This is a genomic window from Bacteroides sp. MSK.18.37, assembly GCF_019129155.2.
GTDB classification, from domain to species: Bacteria; Bacteroidota; Bacteroidia; order Bacteroidales; family Bacteroidaceae; genus Bacteroides; species Bacteroides ovatus.
The window spans coordinates 712,878-729,042 of the sequence record NZ_JAHOIB020000001.1; the positions used below are offsets into that span (position 1 = coordinate 712,878).

Genomic DNA, 16,165 nt, shown 5'->3' on the forward strand with positions numbered 1-16,165 from the left:
TATAATACAGAATAATATGGAAGTAAGATTTGAAAGCATGGTTTGTTTGTGGGACGATAAAATCCCCACGATGTTCCTTGAGTTTATGAACCTCCTCACTCTTGCAATGAGTGAGGAGCAGTTAAGGGCAAGTGTCAAGGACTTCGCCGAAAAGAACGAACTTGACAAGTATTTTCATTACGGCTTCGGCTCACACCATTTCTACCTGCACCAACGCTATACAAGCGACCCCGAAATGGTGATGCAGAACAGAGTTTTGTCAGTACATTTCTAACCATCTAAAAGCAACGATTATGAGTCCACGAATGACCATCAACGGAGTAAGCACTTGCACGAAAGCAGGGACAGAGAAATACGAGAAGTTCCAAACGGGTATCGGCAGACGCAAGCGGACACTTGTGCAATACGACTACCGCCACACGGATGGGGAATTATTCTCTTGTGTGAAACCCACGTTGGACGAGTGCCGAGCCACACGGGACAAGTGGCTGACGGCAAAGGAAAGAAAGGAGGACAAGCGATGAACGAAGTTGCCTACCAAACGCTGATAGTCAAGTTCAGCGAGTCTATCACGGCATTGGACGGAATGTTTGATGATGCCGAAGCATGGGGAGTTGATACCCTGAAGGGGTGGATAGACAATTATGAAAGCAGCAGGTTTACCGCCATTGACAGCCATACGGCAGTCATAACGAGCGAGTATAACATGGAATGTCTGAAAGAGTGGCTGGAAAGATACACACCCATAACCGAGAAAACAGAATTTTGAACGGTGTGGCGGTGTCCGCACCGCCACACCATAACACCTAAAAACAACGAATATGATAGCAAAGACAATTTTGGAGCAGATAGGTGGCAGACGCTTTGCCGCCATGACAGGAAGCAAAGACTTCATAGACATGGGTAACGGTTTACGCATGAGCCTTGCGAGGAACAAGACGAGTGCCAACCGACTTGACATCATCTATGACGGAGGAGCAGACCTCTACAATATGCGTTTCTACCGCAGGACGTTCAGCAAAAAGACATTCGAGTGCAGGACGAAGGACATCGAAACGCACGAGGGGATATATTGCGATATGCTGGAGGAAATGTTCACGATGGTGACGGGGCTTTACACCCGTTTTTGAACGATGGGCGGCGAAAGCCGCCTACTTTCTTTCAGTGAGCATGATGGCGGACAAAGAAAGTAGCAAAGAAACCTTTGTTCCAATCTTCGATAAAATTCTTATTTGAATATGTAAAATTAGCCAGAAAAGGCTAATTTTGCATTGTTATTTTTTTGTATATCAATATGAATATAGAAGATTTACAACTAATTGTAGAAACAATATATCAGCACAATCCATCTGCATATAAACGAGGAGGAGATGTTGAGTTGTTGAATTCTCATATAAAAGCGATGCAACATCTGAAAGAGGTCAATAAAATACATTATAAAGAATATAATTTGACTGATTTAGAAGCATTAAGTATCGTCATCCTTGAAGGCTTTGGTAGTTCTCGGTTCATACAAGAACCTCTGTATAATAGGCGTAAATTGAATGCCTTAACAGAAGTTTTAATCCAAAACTTAGATAGTGCATTAAGAAAAGCTCCTAAAAATACTCACCCTGTGTTATATGCCAATGATGGTTTTATGCGTGGTTATAATAGGATTGGAGATATTTTTACCGTAAATGGCTTTTTTACGACATCAATAGATGATTTTGATAATGCTCATTCTATAAAATGGATAATTGAGCCTTTACCGGAAGGTCAAACAAAAGCTCATGAAATATATAAAATATATAATCATGGAGAGGATTGTCCCTATCCTGAATATCAAGTGGAATTTGAAAGAGGAACAAAATTTGAGATAACTGACATAAAGAAAGGCAAAGAATATAATGTAGTTTATATAAAAGAACTGCCATCTCAAACTATCTGATAGCAGCAATATATTAGAAAATCCGATGAAGTTGCGGCTTCATCGGATTTTCTTTTGTCAGGTACTTATTATTCATGGTACATACAACAGTGCAAACTCCGCCTTTCTCCGTTTGAGCAGCATGGCGTGCCGTTTCCCCTTGTAGTTGCAGAAAGCGATATACTCCCGATAGATGTTCCTGTCGCCCGCCTCCAACTTTCGGATCAGCGTGCTTTTGGGAATCTTTCCGCTACCCAAAAGTCGATATGGACCGACATTGTAGGCGAGCGTGGCAAGGAGCAGACTATCTTTCCCGAACTGCCGAAACATCGCGCAGAACTTCCGCAGGTCTTTTCGCAGAAGCGCGTCCGCCTGCCGCTTCGTCATGGTGCGTGCCGAATATCTTTCACCCGGTAACAACTTATGCCCATATCCCACATATGGGTGATGTTTCTCCGAGTGCCACCCCTCAAAGTATTTGGTACAGCGCATAGCCCTCTCAAATGGTGGCAGCTGGTAGATAGCCGCCTGCCTGTCCGTCCCTTCATGGTGGCTGTCCTGTGCGGACACGGAACAGACCACCAGAAGCGAACAGAGGATAGTCATGAATACACGCATCATCGTGTAAGGGGCTTGAAGTTTCCGATGGGGACAACTGTGATAACCCCGTCATCCTTCACGTTACGGTTGTTGAAATCAAATTCCAGCTCGTAGGAATTGCTGAAATTATCCTCCACCACTACAATGAAGTTGTGCGCCTCGTCACCCTCCGCCGTGTAGTACAGCCGGAACTTCTCGTTTTCGAGCAGATAGCGGTCGTTGGGCAGAAACGTGATGCCGTTGTCCATTTTCAACGTGCCTTCTCCCTCGAACTGGAAATATCGGATGGTATAGAGGGTGTTGGCGTAATCGCCCGTTTTTTTCAACTCACAGCGGATTTCAACTGTCTGCCCCTTTGTCACCTTGTTCGGCACGGGCATGGTTTCCACCGTGAAGGGATAGGATTGCTGTATGTCCATGTCGTCGTCACACGACACGAGCGTGAGCGACACGGCAGCGAATAGGCAGAGTGCCAACGTCTTGAAGATTGATATTCTCTTGTTTTTGTTGTTCAGTATGTTCATTGTCATTTGATTTTTAAGTTATTGTTCTTTTTTGGTTGTCAGTTGCAGATACTCATTCAAGTCCTTGCAACCGTCATAGAGAGCGGAACGGTCATAGACACGTTCTCCATAATGTCCTTTCAGCGTTTTCAACGTGCGCCGTCCGGCTGCGTCATGGTCGAGATAACAGTCTATGCACCCGTAGCCGTCCAGATACCTCATTGCCTTTTCCACGTTGGCAACAGAGTTCAATACGAGGCAGTCTCCCTTTTCCAATCCGAGCGTGGCAGCAGAAAGAAAGTCCATGAAGCCTTCAAAAACGCTGCACACGTCAGCCGGAGAGCCTTCCGCCTTGACCAGCGACACATCTTTCGGAGGCACGCATCCTTTGAAGAAACGGCTGCGGATTTCATATCCGCCTGCCACGTTCGGAAAACCGACTGCAAAATATCGTTTGCCACGCACTCCGTAATTCAGTCGGCAGCAGTAACGTGATGCGACAGCGTAAGGAATGCCCCGTTCCGCCAGATAGTCCGTCAGTGGAGAACGAAACAGCGGGACGGCTTCCACTCCCTCAAAGGCAGGTTCTGACGGTTTAGGCAGTAAAGTCGGTTTGCTCACTTCGGGAACAGGCATAGGTATATTGGCGGTTCCCGCTATGAATTTCACTTGTTCCATGAAGTCACCGTTTCGGGCAAACTCTCCGGCAAGCGTAAAGATGTCGCCACCTTTGCCCAGACCGAAGTCGTACCAGAGCTGTTTCGCCACGTTCACACGGAAAGAGGGCGTGCGCTCGCCCCTATATGGGGCGATATACCACAGCTCGTTACCGCTCCTTCTGACAGGCTCATGCCCCAGCCGTGCGAGAAAAACCGCAATGGGCATTTGTCTGATGATGTCTATTTCCGTCCGTTCCATGTCCGTGTCAGTTGATGATGAACTTGATACCGACCCCGAACTGCGTATGAAACTTCCTCGTGTCGCCACCCCACAGGCAACGCTCCCGGAGGTTGGCGAGCAGGGCGATCCAGTCAGCCACGTAAAACTCCACATCGAGTGTCAGCGCACCGCCGTAGATGAAGGCGTCCCTGTCATGAAGCGTGGAGCCGTCATACAGCACCTTTTCGCCCCAGTTCACCGATTCATATCCGGCAAGAGCCGAAGCACCTGCATAGACGAACACGATTTTACGGGCATCGGAGAGTATCTTGAGGTAGTAGCCGCCCTCCGCCGTGAACTGCGCCACGGGTATCTTTCCGTCCTTGTAAGGGTTGTTCTTCAACAGATATTCGCCGCCGAACACCCATTTGTTCCCCTTTTTCGTGTAGGTGGAGAGAGCCGCCCCGAAACTGTACCCGCCGTCGTTGCCGCCGGGATTGAAACCGTCCGCCATGTTCGCCCTGACCTCGATGCCCTGCATCTTCGGCAGGCATCGCTGGGCGTGCGCCTGCCCCATGAACAGGGCAAGCGACGCTATGATTATTGCGATGTACTTTCTCATGGTCAGCGACTTATTTAACAGACAGCTCATTGATGGTATTGGCGCGTACCAAGTCCTCGTTCTCAATCACGAAAGACTGGTGACGACCTCCGTTCTTCTCGTTGAGTTCCACCACGAGGCACTTGTCGTCGGGGATGGTGAATTTCGCCATCGTGAATACCGTGCGTTCACTCTTCTTGCCAGGCACGAGTGTGGCGTAATTCTGCGCACGGAGCGGCAGGATGATCTGCTCCTGCACGGCGGTACGCTTCGCCACCTTCTTGTCCACGATTTTCCATGTGATGTAGTCCACATCGAAAGGCACGTTGCTCTGGTTCTTTATCTCCGTGTGGAAATAGAGCAAACCATTATGCGTGTAGATACCTTTCAGCAGATACTGGATGCCGAATCGCTTGCAGCCGATGTGCTTCACCTCGCGCTTATTCTGCCCCAGGATGGACTTCATGATAAGGCGCACCAGCATCGGGCTTTCGCTGCCCAGTTCCTTCAGATAGATTTCCTGCGCATTATTCGGGCGGTTCACCTTCTCGCCGTCATGGATGAAGTCGCACATCTCCACATTGAGCAGCAACGGTTCGGAGGCATATTTCACGTTGAAGGTATAGAAACTCCCGTCCTCCGTTATCACGGACATATTGGTTTCGTTCGGGAAGTTCCTCACGGTAGCCTTCACGCGGATGACGTTCTCCGCTCCGTCGGCTTTGCCCGCAATCAGGTCGGGCGAACCTAAATCGACGTAACGAACCTCCGAGGGGAAAATGACGTGGACGGTCTTGTCGTAGGTCACTTCCAAGCCGTGCGGAGGAACCATGCGGTCAAAGGTCAGCTTCTTTGTCAGCCCGTGATACAGGTCGCCGTCCGCCTCCTTCTGCGGATAGACCTCCTTTGTCAAGGTCGGTTGTTCACTTCCGTTGTTCTCTCCAACGGTTACGTTCTCCTGCGCGTTGGCAGTTACGATGCCCATAGCGAGGGCAAACATGATGATTACTTTTTTCATTCTACTTTGGATTTTAGTGGTAAATAAAATTTGGTTGTTGTTTCTGTTAGTCGTTGATTGTTATTGTTTTCAATCTCTGTCCTGATAAAGCATGACCTTGTATCCGGCTTTCAGATGCACCTTGACGGTACGCATCTTCTTGGCGATATACTGGCTCGTGCCTTGTATCAGCCCCTTGCCCAAGTCGGAGGCGAGCTGCGCCCCGGCGTTGGTGGATATATTGATGCTGCTGCCCAGCGAGCCGCCCATGTTGGCGGCAACCTCCCTGACGGCATTCATCTCCATCGAGTTGGGAATGAAGATGCCGCGTTGTCCATCCGTGTCATACACCGCCAGTTCCACCGGTATGATCGTACCTGCGTACTCCAGCGAAGTAATTTCAATATCAAGCCGTTCGCCCTGAATCTTTGCCATGCCTACCACCACCGCATTACGGGGGATAATTTTGTCCGCCACCGCCATTGGCTCCAGCAGCCGGAGTTTGACAACTTGCCCGTCCGTCACACTCTGCGCCCCATAGATGCACGCCGAAATGGTATTTTTGTCCGATACGGTCGTGACCCCCACCGCCGTATTGAAACTGCGGTTACGCTCCTGCGAGAAAGAGGCGACAAACTCGGCGTTGCTCATCGGCTGTGAGAGCGAGGATACAACCTGATGCGCCACCTGCCTGACAGGTGCAGCCGTGTTCTTTCCGGTTTTCTGCACAGGGTAAGGCTCTGCCGCCTGTCCGACAGGTGGCTGTGTGCCGTTCTGTCCGCCCATGTACTTCGCCGCCAGTTCATAGGACTTCTCCATAAGTGCCACTTGGTCATCCATAGCGGACGACTTGCCCTTCTCGCTTTCCAATTCCGATTCCAGCGAGGCGATGCGCTCCAACAGTTCGTCCATTTCCGCGTTGTCGTTCTTCGGCTGCTCGTAGAAGTTGCCGAGCGTGGCATTGAGGTCGCGGTAGGCGGCTGCGGAGGATTGGATGGTTTTCGGAGCGGATGATGTTGCTGTTGCATCTTCCGCATTTCCGGGATTGGCAAGGTCGAAGTCCCTGCCGCCGTCCGCTTCCGCCACCTCTCGGTCGAACATATCGCCCAGTTCCTGCATGGTGCGGTTGCGGTTCTCCTGCCGTTCCTCCATCGCCCCCTGCTCGTATGCTTTCGCCTTGTCGCCGATGATCTGGCGGTTCGCCTTGTCAGCGTCGGGCATTTCGATGTTGTAACCACCCGTTCCCGGTTGCTGCTCCTTGTCGGAAGACGGGGCGAATATCAGCCACATAGCCCCGATGAATACCAGCACCATAGCGGGCAGCACTATCATTTTCTGACGTTTCAGCCTTTGGGCTTCGGTCAGCGGCTTGCGCTCTTTCTTCGGTTTCCCGTTGTCGGGAGCCGCCTTGTTCTCATTTTTAGGTTCATTCTTCGTCTGTTCCATATAAATAAGGTATTACATTATGATTGTTGTCCGGCTTTACGGACAGTTCCACCTGTCCGGCATGGTCTGTTACTATCCGGCTGCCGTCATTCCTGCCGATGTCATAGACGGCTTTTCCGAAGGTGTAGAGGGCAAGCACCGCGAAGGCAGCGAGCATTGCCAGCACGATGCGTTTGCGTGTCTTCGGGGGCAAACCGTCCAGATAGCCTTTGAGCCTTGCCACCAGCATTTTCTTTTTGTCGTGGAGCTTCCAGTACGCACGCCAAAATGATTTCCTGATTTTCTTCATGTCCGTTACCTTTTGATGGTTTGTAAATCCTTGTTCTCGATGATGGTGAATCCCTCGATGGTGAAACCGTTGGGATTGTCGTCCGAACGGGACGAGTTCAAGAGGCGGCACGTTGTCACGAGGCTGCGCTCGGTGACGTTGCTTTGCCGGATGATCTTCTGTGTGGCGTAGGTCACGGCACGGTAGGGATAACCGTTGAAGTCGCATACCACGCTGTCCACCTTCAGCACTTGGTTGATGTTCCCGGCGATGATGCGGTTGTAGTACCCTTTCTCGGCGAAGTCCGAATAGTAGTTGTACACACTTTTGTCCGCTAATAGCAGGGCGCGTTTCACGTTATGCTCTATCGCGCTCTTTTCGGGCGAGAGCGTGAAGAACAGCTCGTGGAAACGACGCACGTGTTCCCTTGCCTCCGCCGGACGGTTCTGCGACAAGTCCTGCGAGAGAGCCAGCATCAGCGACTTGCCGTTGTCCAGCACGTAAATCTTTTCCCGTTGCCGCTCTGCGAAGCGGTAGGAACTCCACACGCTCCATACCGTTATCACGGCGCACAACGAGAGGAAGACGATACCGAACAGGCGTATCTGCCTGAACGATGATTCGATGTTTTTGAGTGACTTAAATTCCATTGTTTTTTATTCGTTTTTAATTGTCAGTTGATTATTTCAGCAGTTTCCCGGCACGTCCGACCATGTTGCCTGCGGCTGCACCCGCCACGCTGCCCGCCATGCTTCCGGCTCGTCCCGCCGTCTGGTTCACGTTGCGGCCGTAGCTTCCCATGCCTCCGGCTTGGATAATCCAGCCTGCCACCGTTGGAATGGTGAAGTAGCCGATGATTCCTATGATCATGAAGACGATATACACACCGTCGCTCGAATCCAGCGAGAAGTTCGGGTCAGCCTGCATACGCTCGATGTCGCTTTGCAGCATCAGCACCTGAATCTTCGCCAGTATGGTGCTGAACATATCCGACACGGGCAGCCACAGATAAACCTGTATGTAGCGGCATATCCACTGTGTGAGTGTACTTTGAAAACCGTCCCATACCGATATGGCGAAGGCTATCGGACCGAGTATCGCCAGCACCACGAGAAAAAAGGTGCGGATGGTGTCTATCACGAGGGCAGCGGCTTGGAACATCAGTTCCAGTATCTCGCGGAAGAAATCGCGGATGCCTTTCTTCATGTTGTACATTCCACGCTCGATATACATTCCCGCCATCGTCACCATGTCACCGGGTGACCAGCCCAGTTCCTCCAGCTGTTTGTCAAACTCCTCGTTCGACACAAGGTAGGCGGTTTCGGGGTTGCGCATCATCGCCTCGTATTCCAGTTTGTCCTTCTGCTCACGGTATCGGTTCATGTCCAGCGTTTCCGCCTCCAGCATCTTTGCCGTGCCTTGCACGACGGGCGACATGATGCTGTTTATCGTACCTAATACCACCGTCGGGAAGAACATGATACATAAGCCTATCGCAAACGGGCGCAGCATGGGGAACACGTCTATCGGTTCGGCTCTCGCCAGCGACTGCCACACCCGGTAGGCGACGTAGAACAATGCGCCCAGCCCGGCGATGCCTTTCGCCACGCCCGCCATGTCCCCGCATAGCGGCATCATCTGCTCGTAGAGCGAGCGCAGAATCTGGTGAAGGTTGTCGAAATTCATAGGCTACCAGTATCTTTCGTTCATGTTCCCGTACAGCCCCATGATGCGGTCGAGGTCGTTCTTCTTTTTTGCCCGCAGGTAGCTCACGCTGATGTTCTTGTTGGTGTAGTAGCTCACGAGGTTGCGGTAACGCTTCATCTTGGAGTAGCAGCGTTCCACCACATCCATGCGCTCTTTATCCGTCATGGAGAGCGTGGTGATGTTCACCACGTTCCTCAGTTCCGTCAGCACATCGTTGGATTCCTCCAACAGCTTGGTGTAGCCGAAGGCGATGGCTCCCAGTTCCTCCACCGTGAAGTTGTCGTCATGCATCATCCTCTGGAAGCTGGTCACATAGGTGTCGGTGATGTCACCCACCATCAGGATGGTTTGCTGCACTTTCCGGGCGTCTTTTACCAGATTGTTCACGGATTTCAGTGCGTCGTAATACTTCTTGCCCTGCTCGTAAATTTTCACAGTCTCTTGAAAATTCTTTATCATATTCTGGGCGGTCGTGGAAGTGTGTACCACGTTCTTCGAGGTGTTCACGATGCTCTGCGCGATGTTGGACGGGTCTATCACCGCCCACTGTGCGCTTGCCCTGCCGACTGCAAACAGGCACAGGCAGATAATAAATGTTATTCTTGTTCTCATGTTACTTTGGATTTTAGTGGTTATCGTTATTGCTCGCTTATCGGATGGTCCGGTTTCGGGTTCACACGCACGTAGTCCCCGTTCGGCGAGAAGGTCAGGATGTCCGTCGCTTCGTTGTAGGACACGTCGATACGGAAGCCGGTGCTCATGAACAGGTTGCCGTTCTCCTCCTGCAAGAGATAGGTTTCCGGCTTCAGTTTGCGGCGGATGCCGCTCCGCTTGAATACCGTCACCTTGTAGGCTTCACCCTCCTTGTAGATAAGTACGTCGGGCTTGCCTTCTACGCTTTCCCAGTTCCCGCAAAGCAGGTCGCGGCGGTTGTCCACGGTTTCGCAGGATTGCAGCATCATGACTGCCAGCCCGATTAAACACTTGCTGACTTGCAGCATTTTCGTTCTTGATATACTCATACGCATTTTCTTTTTTAGTTGATGAATCTGTTTCTATTTATTCCTTTCTCCGCCTTTCGGCAAGCTGCCGGATGGCGGCTTCGATGTCGCCGCCCAGCTGCTCTGCCAGACGGTACACCTCTACTTTTTCCGTTTCTTCGGTGGTGTACGCCAGATACTCTTCAGCACTAACTTCGGTGGCATAGACTGCCGACTGCGTGCCGCCCAGTCCTATCCACACTTCCTTGTAGAGCCTTGACGGGTTGTTCGCCATGTTGATGGAGAGTATCTGCGACTTCTCTTTCTCCGTCAGACCCAACAGGGACTGTATGGCATCAAACTTGTTCATGTACTTCCGCTGGTCGAGAAGTATCTTGCAGTCGGAGTTGTTGATGATGCTCTCCTTGACGACGGGCGAGGAAATGATGTCGTCCACCTCCTGCGTCACCACGATTGCCTCCCCGTAATACTTGCGCACGGTTTTGTACATATAGCGCAGGTACTCAGCCATGTTTGCCGAAGAGAGAGCCTTCCAAGCCTCTTCCACTATCAGTTGTTTGCGCACGCCTTTCAGACGGCGCATCTTGTTAATAAAGGCTTCCATGATGATGATGGTCACCACAGGGAAAAGCTCGCGATTCTCCTTTATACTGTCAATCTCGAAGACGATGAACCGCTTGCCGAGCAGGTCTATGTTCTCCGTGGAGTTGAGCAGGAAGTCGTAGCGTCCGCCCCGGTAATACTGCCGCATGGTAGTGAGCATATTGTCGATGTTGAAGTCGGACTTCTCCACCTTTATCTCACGTTCTGCCAGTTCGCGGCGGTAGTCGTTGCGCATATACTCATAGAAGGTGTTGAACGAGGGGACGATGCTCCTGTCAGCCCTGATACGCTCGATATAGGCGTTCACCGCACTGCCCAGTTCACCGCTTTCCGTCTTCGTCACTTTGTCGTCCTCCGACTTCCAGAGCGTCAGCAGCAATGTCTTGATGCTGTCCTTCTTCTCCACGTCAAACACGTAATCATCGGTGTAGAACGGGTTGAACGAAATCGGTTTCTCCTCCGTGTAGGTGAAGTACACGCCGTCCGCCCCGTTTGTCTTGCGCCGGATCATTTCGCACAAGCCCTGATAGGAGTTTCCCGTGTCCACCAGTACCACGTGCGTACCCTGCTCGTAGTATTGCCTCACGAGGTGGTTCATAAAGAAGGATTTGCCGCTGCCCGAAGGACCCAACACGAACTTGTTGCGGTTGGTGGTGATGCCCCGCTTCATTGGCAGGTCGGAGATGTCGAGGTGCAGCGGTTTTCCCGTAAGCCTGTCCACCATCTTGATGCCGAAGGGCGAGAGCGAGCTGCGGTAGTTGGTTTCCTCCGTGAAGAGGCACACCGCCTGCTCGATGAAGGTGTGGAAACTCTCTTCCGCCGGGAAGTCCGCCGCATTGCCGGGCATCGCCGCCCAGTAGAGTGTCGGGCAGTCGATGGTGTTGTGGCGCGGCACGCACTCCATGCTTGCCAGCTGGCTGCCCACATCGTTCTTGATATGCTTCAGTTCCTCCGCGTCATCGCTCCACGCCATGACGTTGAAGTGCGCCCGTACCGAGGTCAGCCCGTAGGAATGGGCTTCGTTCAGGTACTGGTCTATCCACTCGCGGTTGATGCTGTTGCTCCGGCTGTATCGGGATAGCGACTGCATATTCCTTGCGGACTTCTCGAACTTCTGCAAATTTTCCTCGCTGTTGTCGATAATCACATACTGGTTATAGATGTGGTTGCAGGAAAGCAGCAGCCCCACGGGGGAGGCGAAGGAGAGGCGACAGTCCGAGCGGTCGGTGGAGAGTTTCTCGTAGCGGATGTCGGTAGCCACCTTTCCGGGCATATCCTCCGCGTCGGAGAGGGTGTGCAGGCACAGGCGGTTGTCACCGATACGCATTTCTTTTGCCGAGAGGTCGATGTCCTGCAAGGTCGTGTCACCTTCGGGCATGAGCGAGAAGTAACGCTCTATCAGTCCGGCGGACTTCTCCGTCCCGACAATCTCGTCGGTGGAGAGGCGTCGCAGCCTGACAAAGCCGCTGTCGTTCATGATGCGCTCGAACTGTTCGGCGGCCTCCATGAACTTCCCGGCGGTTTCCTTGCCCAGTTCCTTCGGGATGATATGTCCCCGGCACAGCGTACTGAAGTTGCTCTGCATACGGTTACGTTCTTTCGTCGTCTTGGTCAAGTAGAGATAGCAGGAGTGTTTCAGGTACGGACGCTCGTTGAAATGGCGTTCAAAGGAGCGGCTCAGAAAACTCATGTCGTCTTTCTGTAACTCCGGCTTGTAGCGTTCCTTGATGAACCAGTCCTGCTTATGCACGACGCAGAAGTACGGCAGCACCTTGATAGCCTTGCACCAGCAGCCGTGTATCGCCTCGTACTCTGCGCCCGTCACGGTGTAAAGCTCCGGCAGTTCCACCTCAAAAGCCACCGTGATGTCGGCGTCTTTGGAGATGATGCAGCCATGCTCCACCGCCAGCAGGGGGAACTTGTTTTCCAGTGTTATCATTTTGGATGTATTTCTCATGTCGTTTCTTCCTTTCGTTGCCGTTTGAATAATCGGGTGATCCGCCGTCGGTTGATAAGGTATCGGGGATGGCTCCTTGCCGCTCCCAATTTCATCAGCCCGTGTTCGCCGTACCGGGCGTTCAGCGCGAAGGTCTGCCATACGAGGACGGAAGACGATGCCGCGCCGAAGCCGATACATATCCACTGGTCGATGCCGACCATATAGAGGATGACGAACAGGACGAAGAGAGCCAGCAGACCTCCGCAGAAGATGAAGAGGTACTGAGCCTTCAAACCCTTGAACTCGACCGGACGGCCGATACCCTTGTTTATCGGGTATTCAGCCATACATTGTTTATTAAAGGAAGAATGAGCGCAGGATAGTGGCGGCGACAATCAAGAAGATACAAGCCCCGAACCACGAGGCGGCGGTCTTCGAGGTGTCCGGGTCGCCGGACGAAAACTTGCCATAGACTTTTACGCCTCCGATAAGACCGACCACCGCACCGATGGCATAGATAAGTTTCGTACCGGGGTCGAAATACGAACTCACCATAGAGGTGGCTTCGTTGATGCCTGCCAGACCGTTTCCCTGCGCAAATGCGGAGGCGGTTGCGGCAATCATAAGTGCCGCAGAGATGATGAACTTTTGTCTGATGTTCTTATTCATAAACTGTTCTTTTTGTGCCGTCCAAAGGGTGGATAGTCCTTTTTCGGGCGGTTGATACTTGATTACTTTACTTTGGTTTTAGTGGTTTCCCGTTTGTTTCTACGGACTTGGGTGTGTCCGTTGCGGATTGGCTGTACCTTGTACTGCCGTGCGCATGGTGTGATGCTGTCTTACGTTTTCATTTCCACTCTTTTTTAGCTGTTATACATAGTCCCGGATATTGAACTCGTCAATGTTGTCGGGTACGGTAAATTCCTTTTTCGGTTTCTTCAGCCGGACTTCGATAAGCCCCTTGATGCGGATGTTCAGTTCCGTCGAGCCGGACATCAGTTTCTCGTACAGTTCCGTTCCTTCCATATCGGAGAAGACCTTTGCCGCACGTTCCCGTTCTGCCGTTGTCGCTTCCGGGTTCTTGGCTGTCCTGACCGCATCGTCTATCTCGTCAAAACTGCTTCCCGTAGCTCTTGGTGTGTCGGGCGTTCCGTCCTCCGGTTCATCCTCCACGAACTCCAGTTCCGAAGGCGGGATGCTCGTGAAGGTTTCATCGAGTTTTTCCTCCGGAACTTGTGCCGGGCGGGACATGGTTTCCGTGTTTCCGTCGTCAAAAGTAGCCTCTTCCTCCGACAGCTCAATGCCTTTTTCCGAAGTGGCGGCTTCTTGCGTCGGTATGGCAGCGGTTGTCCGGGTTGATGCCATTTTGAAACGGCTCTTGCCGATGATGTCCGATGTTTCTGCGGGAGGTGTTTCCCGTACCGTTTCCTGCTTCACCTCCGTGCCGCCCAATGACCGCCATAGCCCGGCAATGCCTTTAAGGAAGCGGACGAATCTCGTTTCCATGATGCGGTCGTAGAGCAGCAGGAACAGGAACCACAGGTTACAGCCGACCGATACGGTCAGGAGAATCATCGTCATGCTCATAAATCTATTCTGGGGACTGCGTTTAACATACGGTTCAGTTCGTCACGGTGTGTACGGAGAAACTCGCTTACCACGTTCTCAGTGAAGTCAGCCATTGTGACTTCACCATCACCCAGCCAGCGGACAATCATGGCAACCTTGTCATGGGTCTCTTTGCTGATGGATACTTGTTTCCCTTCCCTTGCCTTGAAGCCTGATTTTTTCAGGAAGGCACGATAATCATTCTTTTTTCTTCTCATTTCTTTTTCTTTTTGATGATTAAAATACTGCGTCGTAATTCCGGGCGTAAAGGCTCTTTATCGCCTCTTCGCATTGGTTGAAGTGGTGTGTAAGCACATGGTCGATGTAGGCGGACAGCGATAGCTTGTCATGCCCGATCACACGGGTGATGCGCATGATGCGGTCGTGGTATTCCGGGCGCACGTATGCCATCTTCCCCTCGCGTGCCTTTACTTCGGGTTCACGGATGAAAAGCCGTTCATAGTCCTTTTCGCCGCATTTGCCGCTTACCGGCACGGGCGACAGGATTTCCACACTCGCTTGCACTTGGGCAAGCATACCTCCGCCGTCATGGTGCGGACTTCTGTTTTTCTGGTTCTTTTCCTGATTCATATCCATATTCAAATTAAGTCTTCACGTTGTTTCTTGTACAGTTCGTTTATTTTCTCCTTGTGCTGTTCCAGATGTTGGCGCAACACGGTGTCCACGTAGCCGCCTACCGAGATTTCCCGTCCGGCGATGTCATTCACGATTTTAAGAATCTTGCTGTGTACATCGCGGCTGATATAGACGCACTGGCGTGTCTTTATCTCGTTGCGGCGGAGGAACAGACCTGAATAGTCGTCCTCCTGCCGTTTGCGGCGGGCGGTGTCTTTCTGCACCTTCTCCCTTGACGGGGATGCCGTGGGCGGTGGTTCCGTTTCCGGGACGCTCTCTTCTTCGGGGGCAGGTACGGGCGGCTCCTGCGCACGGTACAGGGTCCCGTCCTGCTTGCGTCTGCCGATGGAGGCTATCAACAGATCCTCGTCAATGCCTTCGGTGTTCACTTTCCTGCTGCCCATGTTCATTGAGGTTTGATGATACGGCTGATTTCTTCCGAGAACTCACGGATGCCGCTCCCTTTCAGCAGGGATGCGTCCATCGGGAAGATGGTCGAGCGGAAAACGCTCTTGCGCTCTTCCGAGAGGTCGCGCCGGAACTTCTTGCTGTCGGGCAGGCGGGTGGATAACACCGACAACCCCATTTCGGCAATCACATCTTCGTATAGGTCGTACAGCCCGTTCTTCTCCCTGCCGTCCACCATCGTCCAGAACAGGTACAGCCCTTTTGTTTTCGCCTGCCCGGTCGTCATGAGGTTGTCACGGAACATCACGGCGAATTGCAGGGTGCTTTCCACGACAAAGCGGTCGGCACTCATGGGCGCGAAGATGTAGTCCATCTGCGAGAGGGTCTTTACAACGCCGTTGCTTTTCAGCGTTCCCGGCATATCGAAGAACACGATGTCCGGTTTCACTTCTTCTTCGGCAAGCATCCTTTCGGCATCGTCAAGGGCGTTGAGGGCGTCGCTTGCAATGACCGGATAAGCGTTCTTCCTGATCTTTCGGAAGTGGTCACACGCGAGTGCCTTGAAATAGAGGCTCTCGTCGATAAGTTTCGTTTCACGTTCACGCAGTCCGTGGATGCTGTGCTGCGGGGCGTCGCAGTCTATGACGGCGACATTGTGACCTTGCACGTTGTGGAGGTAGCTGGCGGCAAGTGCCGTGACGGTCGATTTGCCGATACCTCCCTTTTGTGTTGCGAATGCAACGAAGATTTCATTACTCATGGTTCTATTGGTTTTAATGGTTGATGAATTGCTTTTTTTATTCCTGTACGGAAGCGGTGACGTACATATCCGCGTCCGTGAAACATTGACAGATTGGTCCGTCACGTATCCGCTTCAATGGTGAAGCCGGGATTCGGATAACCGGTGAATGACGGCATTGCGTCATGAAGTCATTGAATCCGTAAATCACCGCGTCACTGGAAAACCGGGTATCCGACGGTTCGGATATTCGGTTTGGCAAATATCCGTCGAAGCGGTTTGCCGGGTATCTGAAAGTTCCTTTTTCCATATCTTCAAATC

The 16,165-nt window shown here is 51.9% G+C and carries 25 protein-coding genes; 5 read left to right on the forward strand and 20 right to left on the reverse strand.

Going from position 1 to position 16,165, the window contains the following annotated elements; genetic code table 11:
* Nucleotides 1-16 precede the first annotated feature (16 nt).
* The 5 genes from KSX81_RS03045 to KSX81_RS03065 all read left to right on the forward strand — a co-directional run bounded on the left by KSX81_RS03045 (nucleotide 17) and on the right by KSX81_RS03065 (nucleotide 1,930).
* A complete protein-coding gene (locus tag KSX81_RS03045; protein ID WP_122271795.1) occupies nucleotides 17-274 on the forward strand; it encodes a hypothetical protein in 258 nt (85 codons plus the stop codon).
* A gap of 19 nt (nucleotides 275-293) precedes the next feature.
* Nucleotides 294-524, forward strand: coding sequence for a DUF3873 domain-containing protein (locus KSX81_RS03050; protein WP_122271796.1), 231 nt, complete (start codon nucleotides 294-296; stop codon nucleotides 522-524).
* Complete coding sequence (locus KSX81_RS03055; RefSeq protein ID WP_122271797.1) at nucleotides 464-769, forward strand: DUF6956 domain-containing protein; 306 nt, start codon at nucleotides 464-466, stop codon at nucleotides 767-769. The genes KSX81_RS03050 and KSX81_RS03055 overlap by 61 nt, the downstream gene beginning before the upstream one ends.
* 52 nt (nucleotides 770-821) lie before the next feature.
* Nucleotides 822-1,130 (forward strand): hypothetical protein, encoded by a 309-nt coding sequence (locus KSX81_RS03060; RefSeq protein WP_072546548.1) that lies wholly within the window; start codon nucleotides 822-824, stop codon nucleotides 1,128-1,130.
* A 164-nt stretch (nucleotides 1,131-1,294) separates the two neighbouring features.
* Nucleotides 1,295-1,930 carry a hypothetical protein gene (locus tag KSX81_RS03065; protein ID WP_122271815.1) on the forward strand — a complete coding sequence of 212 codons (636 nt, stop codon included), beginning with the start codon at nucleotides 1,295-1,297 and terminating at the stop codon, nucleotides 1,928-1,930.
* Between the two features lie 72 nt (nucleotides 1,931-2,002).
* On the opposite strand, the gene KSX81_RS03070 is transcribed toward KSX81_RS03065, so the two are convergent.
* The 20 genes from KSX81_RS03070 to KSX81_RS03165 form a co-directional block, all read right to left on the reverse strand.
* The gene (locus KSX81_RS03070; protein WP_122271798.1) at nucleotides 2,003-2,530 is read right to left on the reverse strand and encodes a glycoside hydrolase family protein; all 528 of its coding nucleotides are present in this window, start codon (nucleotides 2,528-2,530) and stop codon (nucleotides 2,003-2,005) included.
* On the reverse strand, nucleotides 2,527-3,033 hold the full coding sequence (locus KSX81_RS03075) for a DUF3872 domain-containing protein (protein WP_217725778.1): 507 nt from the start codon (nucleotides 3,031-3,033) through the stop codon (nucleotides 2,527-2,529). Before KSX81_RS03075 ends, KSX81_RS03070 begins: the two co-directional genes overlap by 4 nt.
* 18 nt (nucleotides 3,034-3,051) lie before the next feature.
* The gene (locus tag KSX81_RS03080; RefSeq protein ID WP_217725779.1) at nucleotides 3,052-3,930 is read right to left on the reverse strand and encodes a toprim domain-containing protein; all 879 of its coding nucleotides are present in this window, start codon (nucleotides 3,928-3,930) and stop codon (nucleotides 3,052-3,054) included.
* Nucleotides 3,931-3,937: 7 nt separating this feature from the next.
* On the reverse strand, nucleotides 3,938-4,513 hold the full coding sequence (locus KSX81_RS03085; protein WP_217725780.1) for a conjugal transfer protein TraO: 576 nt from the start codon (nucleotides 4,511-4,513) through the stop codon (nucleotides 3,938-3,940).
* 10 nt (nucleotides 4,514-4,523) lie between these two features.
* A complete protein-coding gene (traN, locus tag KSX81_RS03090; RefSeq protein ID WP_217725781.1) occupies nucleotides 4,524-5,510 on the reverse strand; it encodes a conjugative transposon protein TraN in 987 nt (328 codons plus the stop codon).
* 69 nt (nucleotides 5,511-5,579) lie between these two features.
* The gene (traM, locus tag KSX81_RS03095; RefSeq protein WP_332058224.1) at nucleotides 5,580-6,935 is read right to left on the reverse strand and encodes a conjugative transposon protein TraM; all 1,356 of its coding nucleotides are present in this window, start codon (nucleotides 6,933-6,935) and stop codon (nucleotides 5,580-5,582) included.
* The gene (locus KSX81_RS03100; RefSeq protein ID WP_149963359.1) at nucleotides 6,916-7,224 is read right to left on the reverse strand and encodes a TraL conjugative transposon family protein; all 309 of its coding nucleotides are present in this window, start codon (nucleotides 7,222-7,224) and stop codon (nucleotides 6,916-6,918) included. Before KSX81_RS03100 ends, traM begins: the two co-directional genes overlap by 20 nt.
* A 5-nt stretch (nucleotides 7,225-7,229) precedes the next feature.
* Complete coding sequence (gene traK, locus KSX81_RS03105) at nucleotides 7,230-7,853, reverse strand: conjugative transposon protein TraK (protein ID WP_004308925.1); 624 nt, start codon at nucleotides 7,851-7,853, stop codon at nucleotides 7,230-7,232.
* Between the two features lie 31 nt (nucleotides 7,854-7,884).
* Nucleotides 7,885-8,889 (reverse strand): conjugative transposon protein TraJ, encoded by a 1,005-nt coding sequence (gene traJ, locus KSX81_RS03110; RefSeq protein ID WP_005867729.1) that lies wholly within the window; start codon nucleotides 8,887-8,889, stop codon nucleotides 7,885-7,887.
* Between the two features lie 3 nt (nucleotides 8,890-8,892).
* Nucleotides 8,893-9,522, reverse strand: a complete 630-nt coding sequence (locus KSX81_RS03115; RefSeq protein WP_221661811.1) for a DUF4141 domain-containing protein — start codon at nucleotides 9,520-9,522, stop codon at nucleotides 8,893-8,895.
* A 26-nt stretch (nucleotides 9,523-9,548) separates the two neighbouring features.
* Complete coding sequence (locus tag KSX81_RS03120) at nucleotides 9,549-9,932, reverse strand: DUF3876 domain-containing protein (protein ID WP_217726230.1); 384 nt, start codon at nucleotides 9,930-9,932, stop codon at nucleotides 9,549-9,551.
* A 37-nt stretch (nucleotides 9,933-9,969) separates the two neighbouring features.
* Entirely contained in the window at nucleotides 9,970-12,471 is a 2,502-nt protein-coding gene (locus KSX81_RS03125) for a TraG family conjugative transposon ATPase (protein WP_332058235.1), read from the reverse strand.
* A complete protein-coding gene (locus tag KSX81_RS03130; protein ID WP_007749041.1) occupies nucleotides 12,468-12,800 on the reverse strand; it encodes a DUF4133 domain-containing protein in 333 nt (110 codons plus the stop codon). Before KSX81_RS03130 ends, KSX81_RS03125 begins: the two co-directional genes overlap by 4 nt.
* Before the next feature lie 10 nt (nucleotides 12,801-12,810).
* Entirely contained in the window at nucleotides 12,811-13,122 is a 312-nt protein-coding gene (locus KSX81_RS03135) for a DUF4134 domain-containing protein (protein ID WP_007656423.1), read from the reverse strand.
* Nucleotides 13,123-13,323: 201 nt separating this feature from the next.
* Complete coding sequence (locus tag KSX81_RS03140) at nucleotides 13,324-14,040, reverse strand: conjugal transfer protein TraD (RefSeq protein ID WP_217726181.1); 717 nt, start codon at nucleotides 14,038-14,040, stop codon at nucleotides 13,324-13,326.
* A complete protein-coding gene (locus tag KSX81_RS03145; RefSeq protein ID WP_272706441.1) occupies nucleotides 14,037-14,318 on the reverse strand; it encodes a DUF3408 domain-containing protein in 282 nt (93 codons plus the stop codon). The genes KSX81_RS03140 and KSX81_RS03145 overlap by 4 nt, the downstream gene beginning before the upstream one ends.
* On the reverse strand, nucleotides 14,299-14,652 hold the full coding sequence (locus KSX81_RS03150) for a DUF3408 domain-containing protein (RefSeq protein ID WP_217726185.1): 354 nt from the start codon (nucleotides 14,650-14,652) through the stop codon (nucleotides 14,299-14,301). Before KSX81_RS03150 ends, KSX81_RS03145 begins: the two co-directional genes overlap by 20 nt.
* A gap of 8 nt (nucleotides 14,653-14,660) precedes the next feature.
* Nucleotides 14,661-15,101 carry a DUF3408 domain-containing protein gene (locus KSX81_RS03155; RefSeq protein ID WP_217726182.1) on the reverse strand — a complete coding sequence of 147 codons (441 nt, stop codon included), beginning with the start codon at nucleotides 15,099-15,101 and terminating at the stop codon, nucleotides 14,661-14,663.
* Between the two features lie 2 nt (nucleotides 15,102-15,103).
* On the reverse strand, nucleotides 15,104-15,865 hold the full coding sequence (locus KSX81_RS03160) for a ParA family protein (RefSeq protein ID WP_007656417.1): 762 nt from the start codon (nucleotides 15,863-15,865) through the stop codon (nucleotides 15,104-15,106).
* A gap of 37 nt (nucleotides 15,866-15,902) precedes the next feature.
* The gene (locus tag KSX81_RS03165; protein ID WP_217726183.1) at nucleotides 15,903-16,154 is read right to left on the reverse strand and encodes a hypothetical protein; all 252 of its coding nucleotides are present in this window, start codon (nucleotides 16,152-16,154) and stop codon (nucleotides 15,903-15,905) included.
* Nucleotides 16,155-16,165 lie beyond the last annotated feature (11 nt).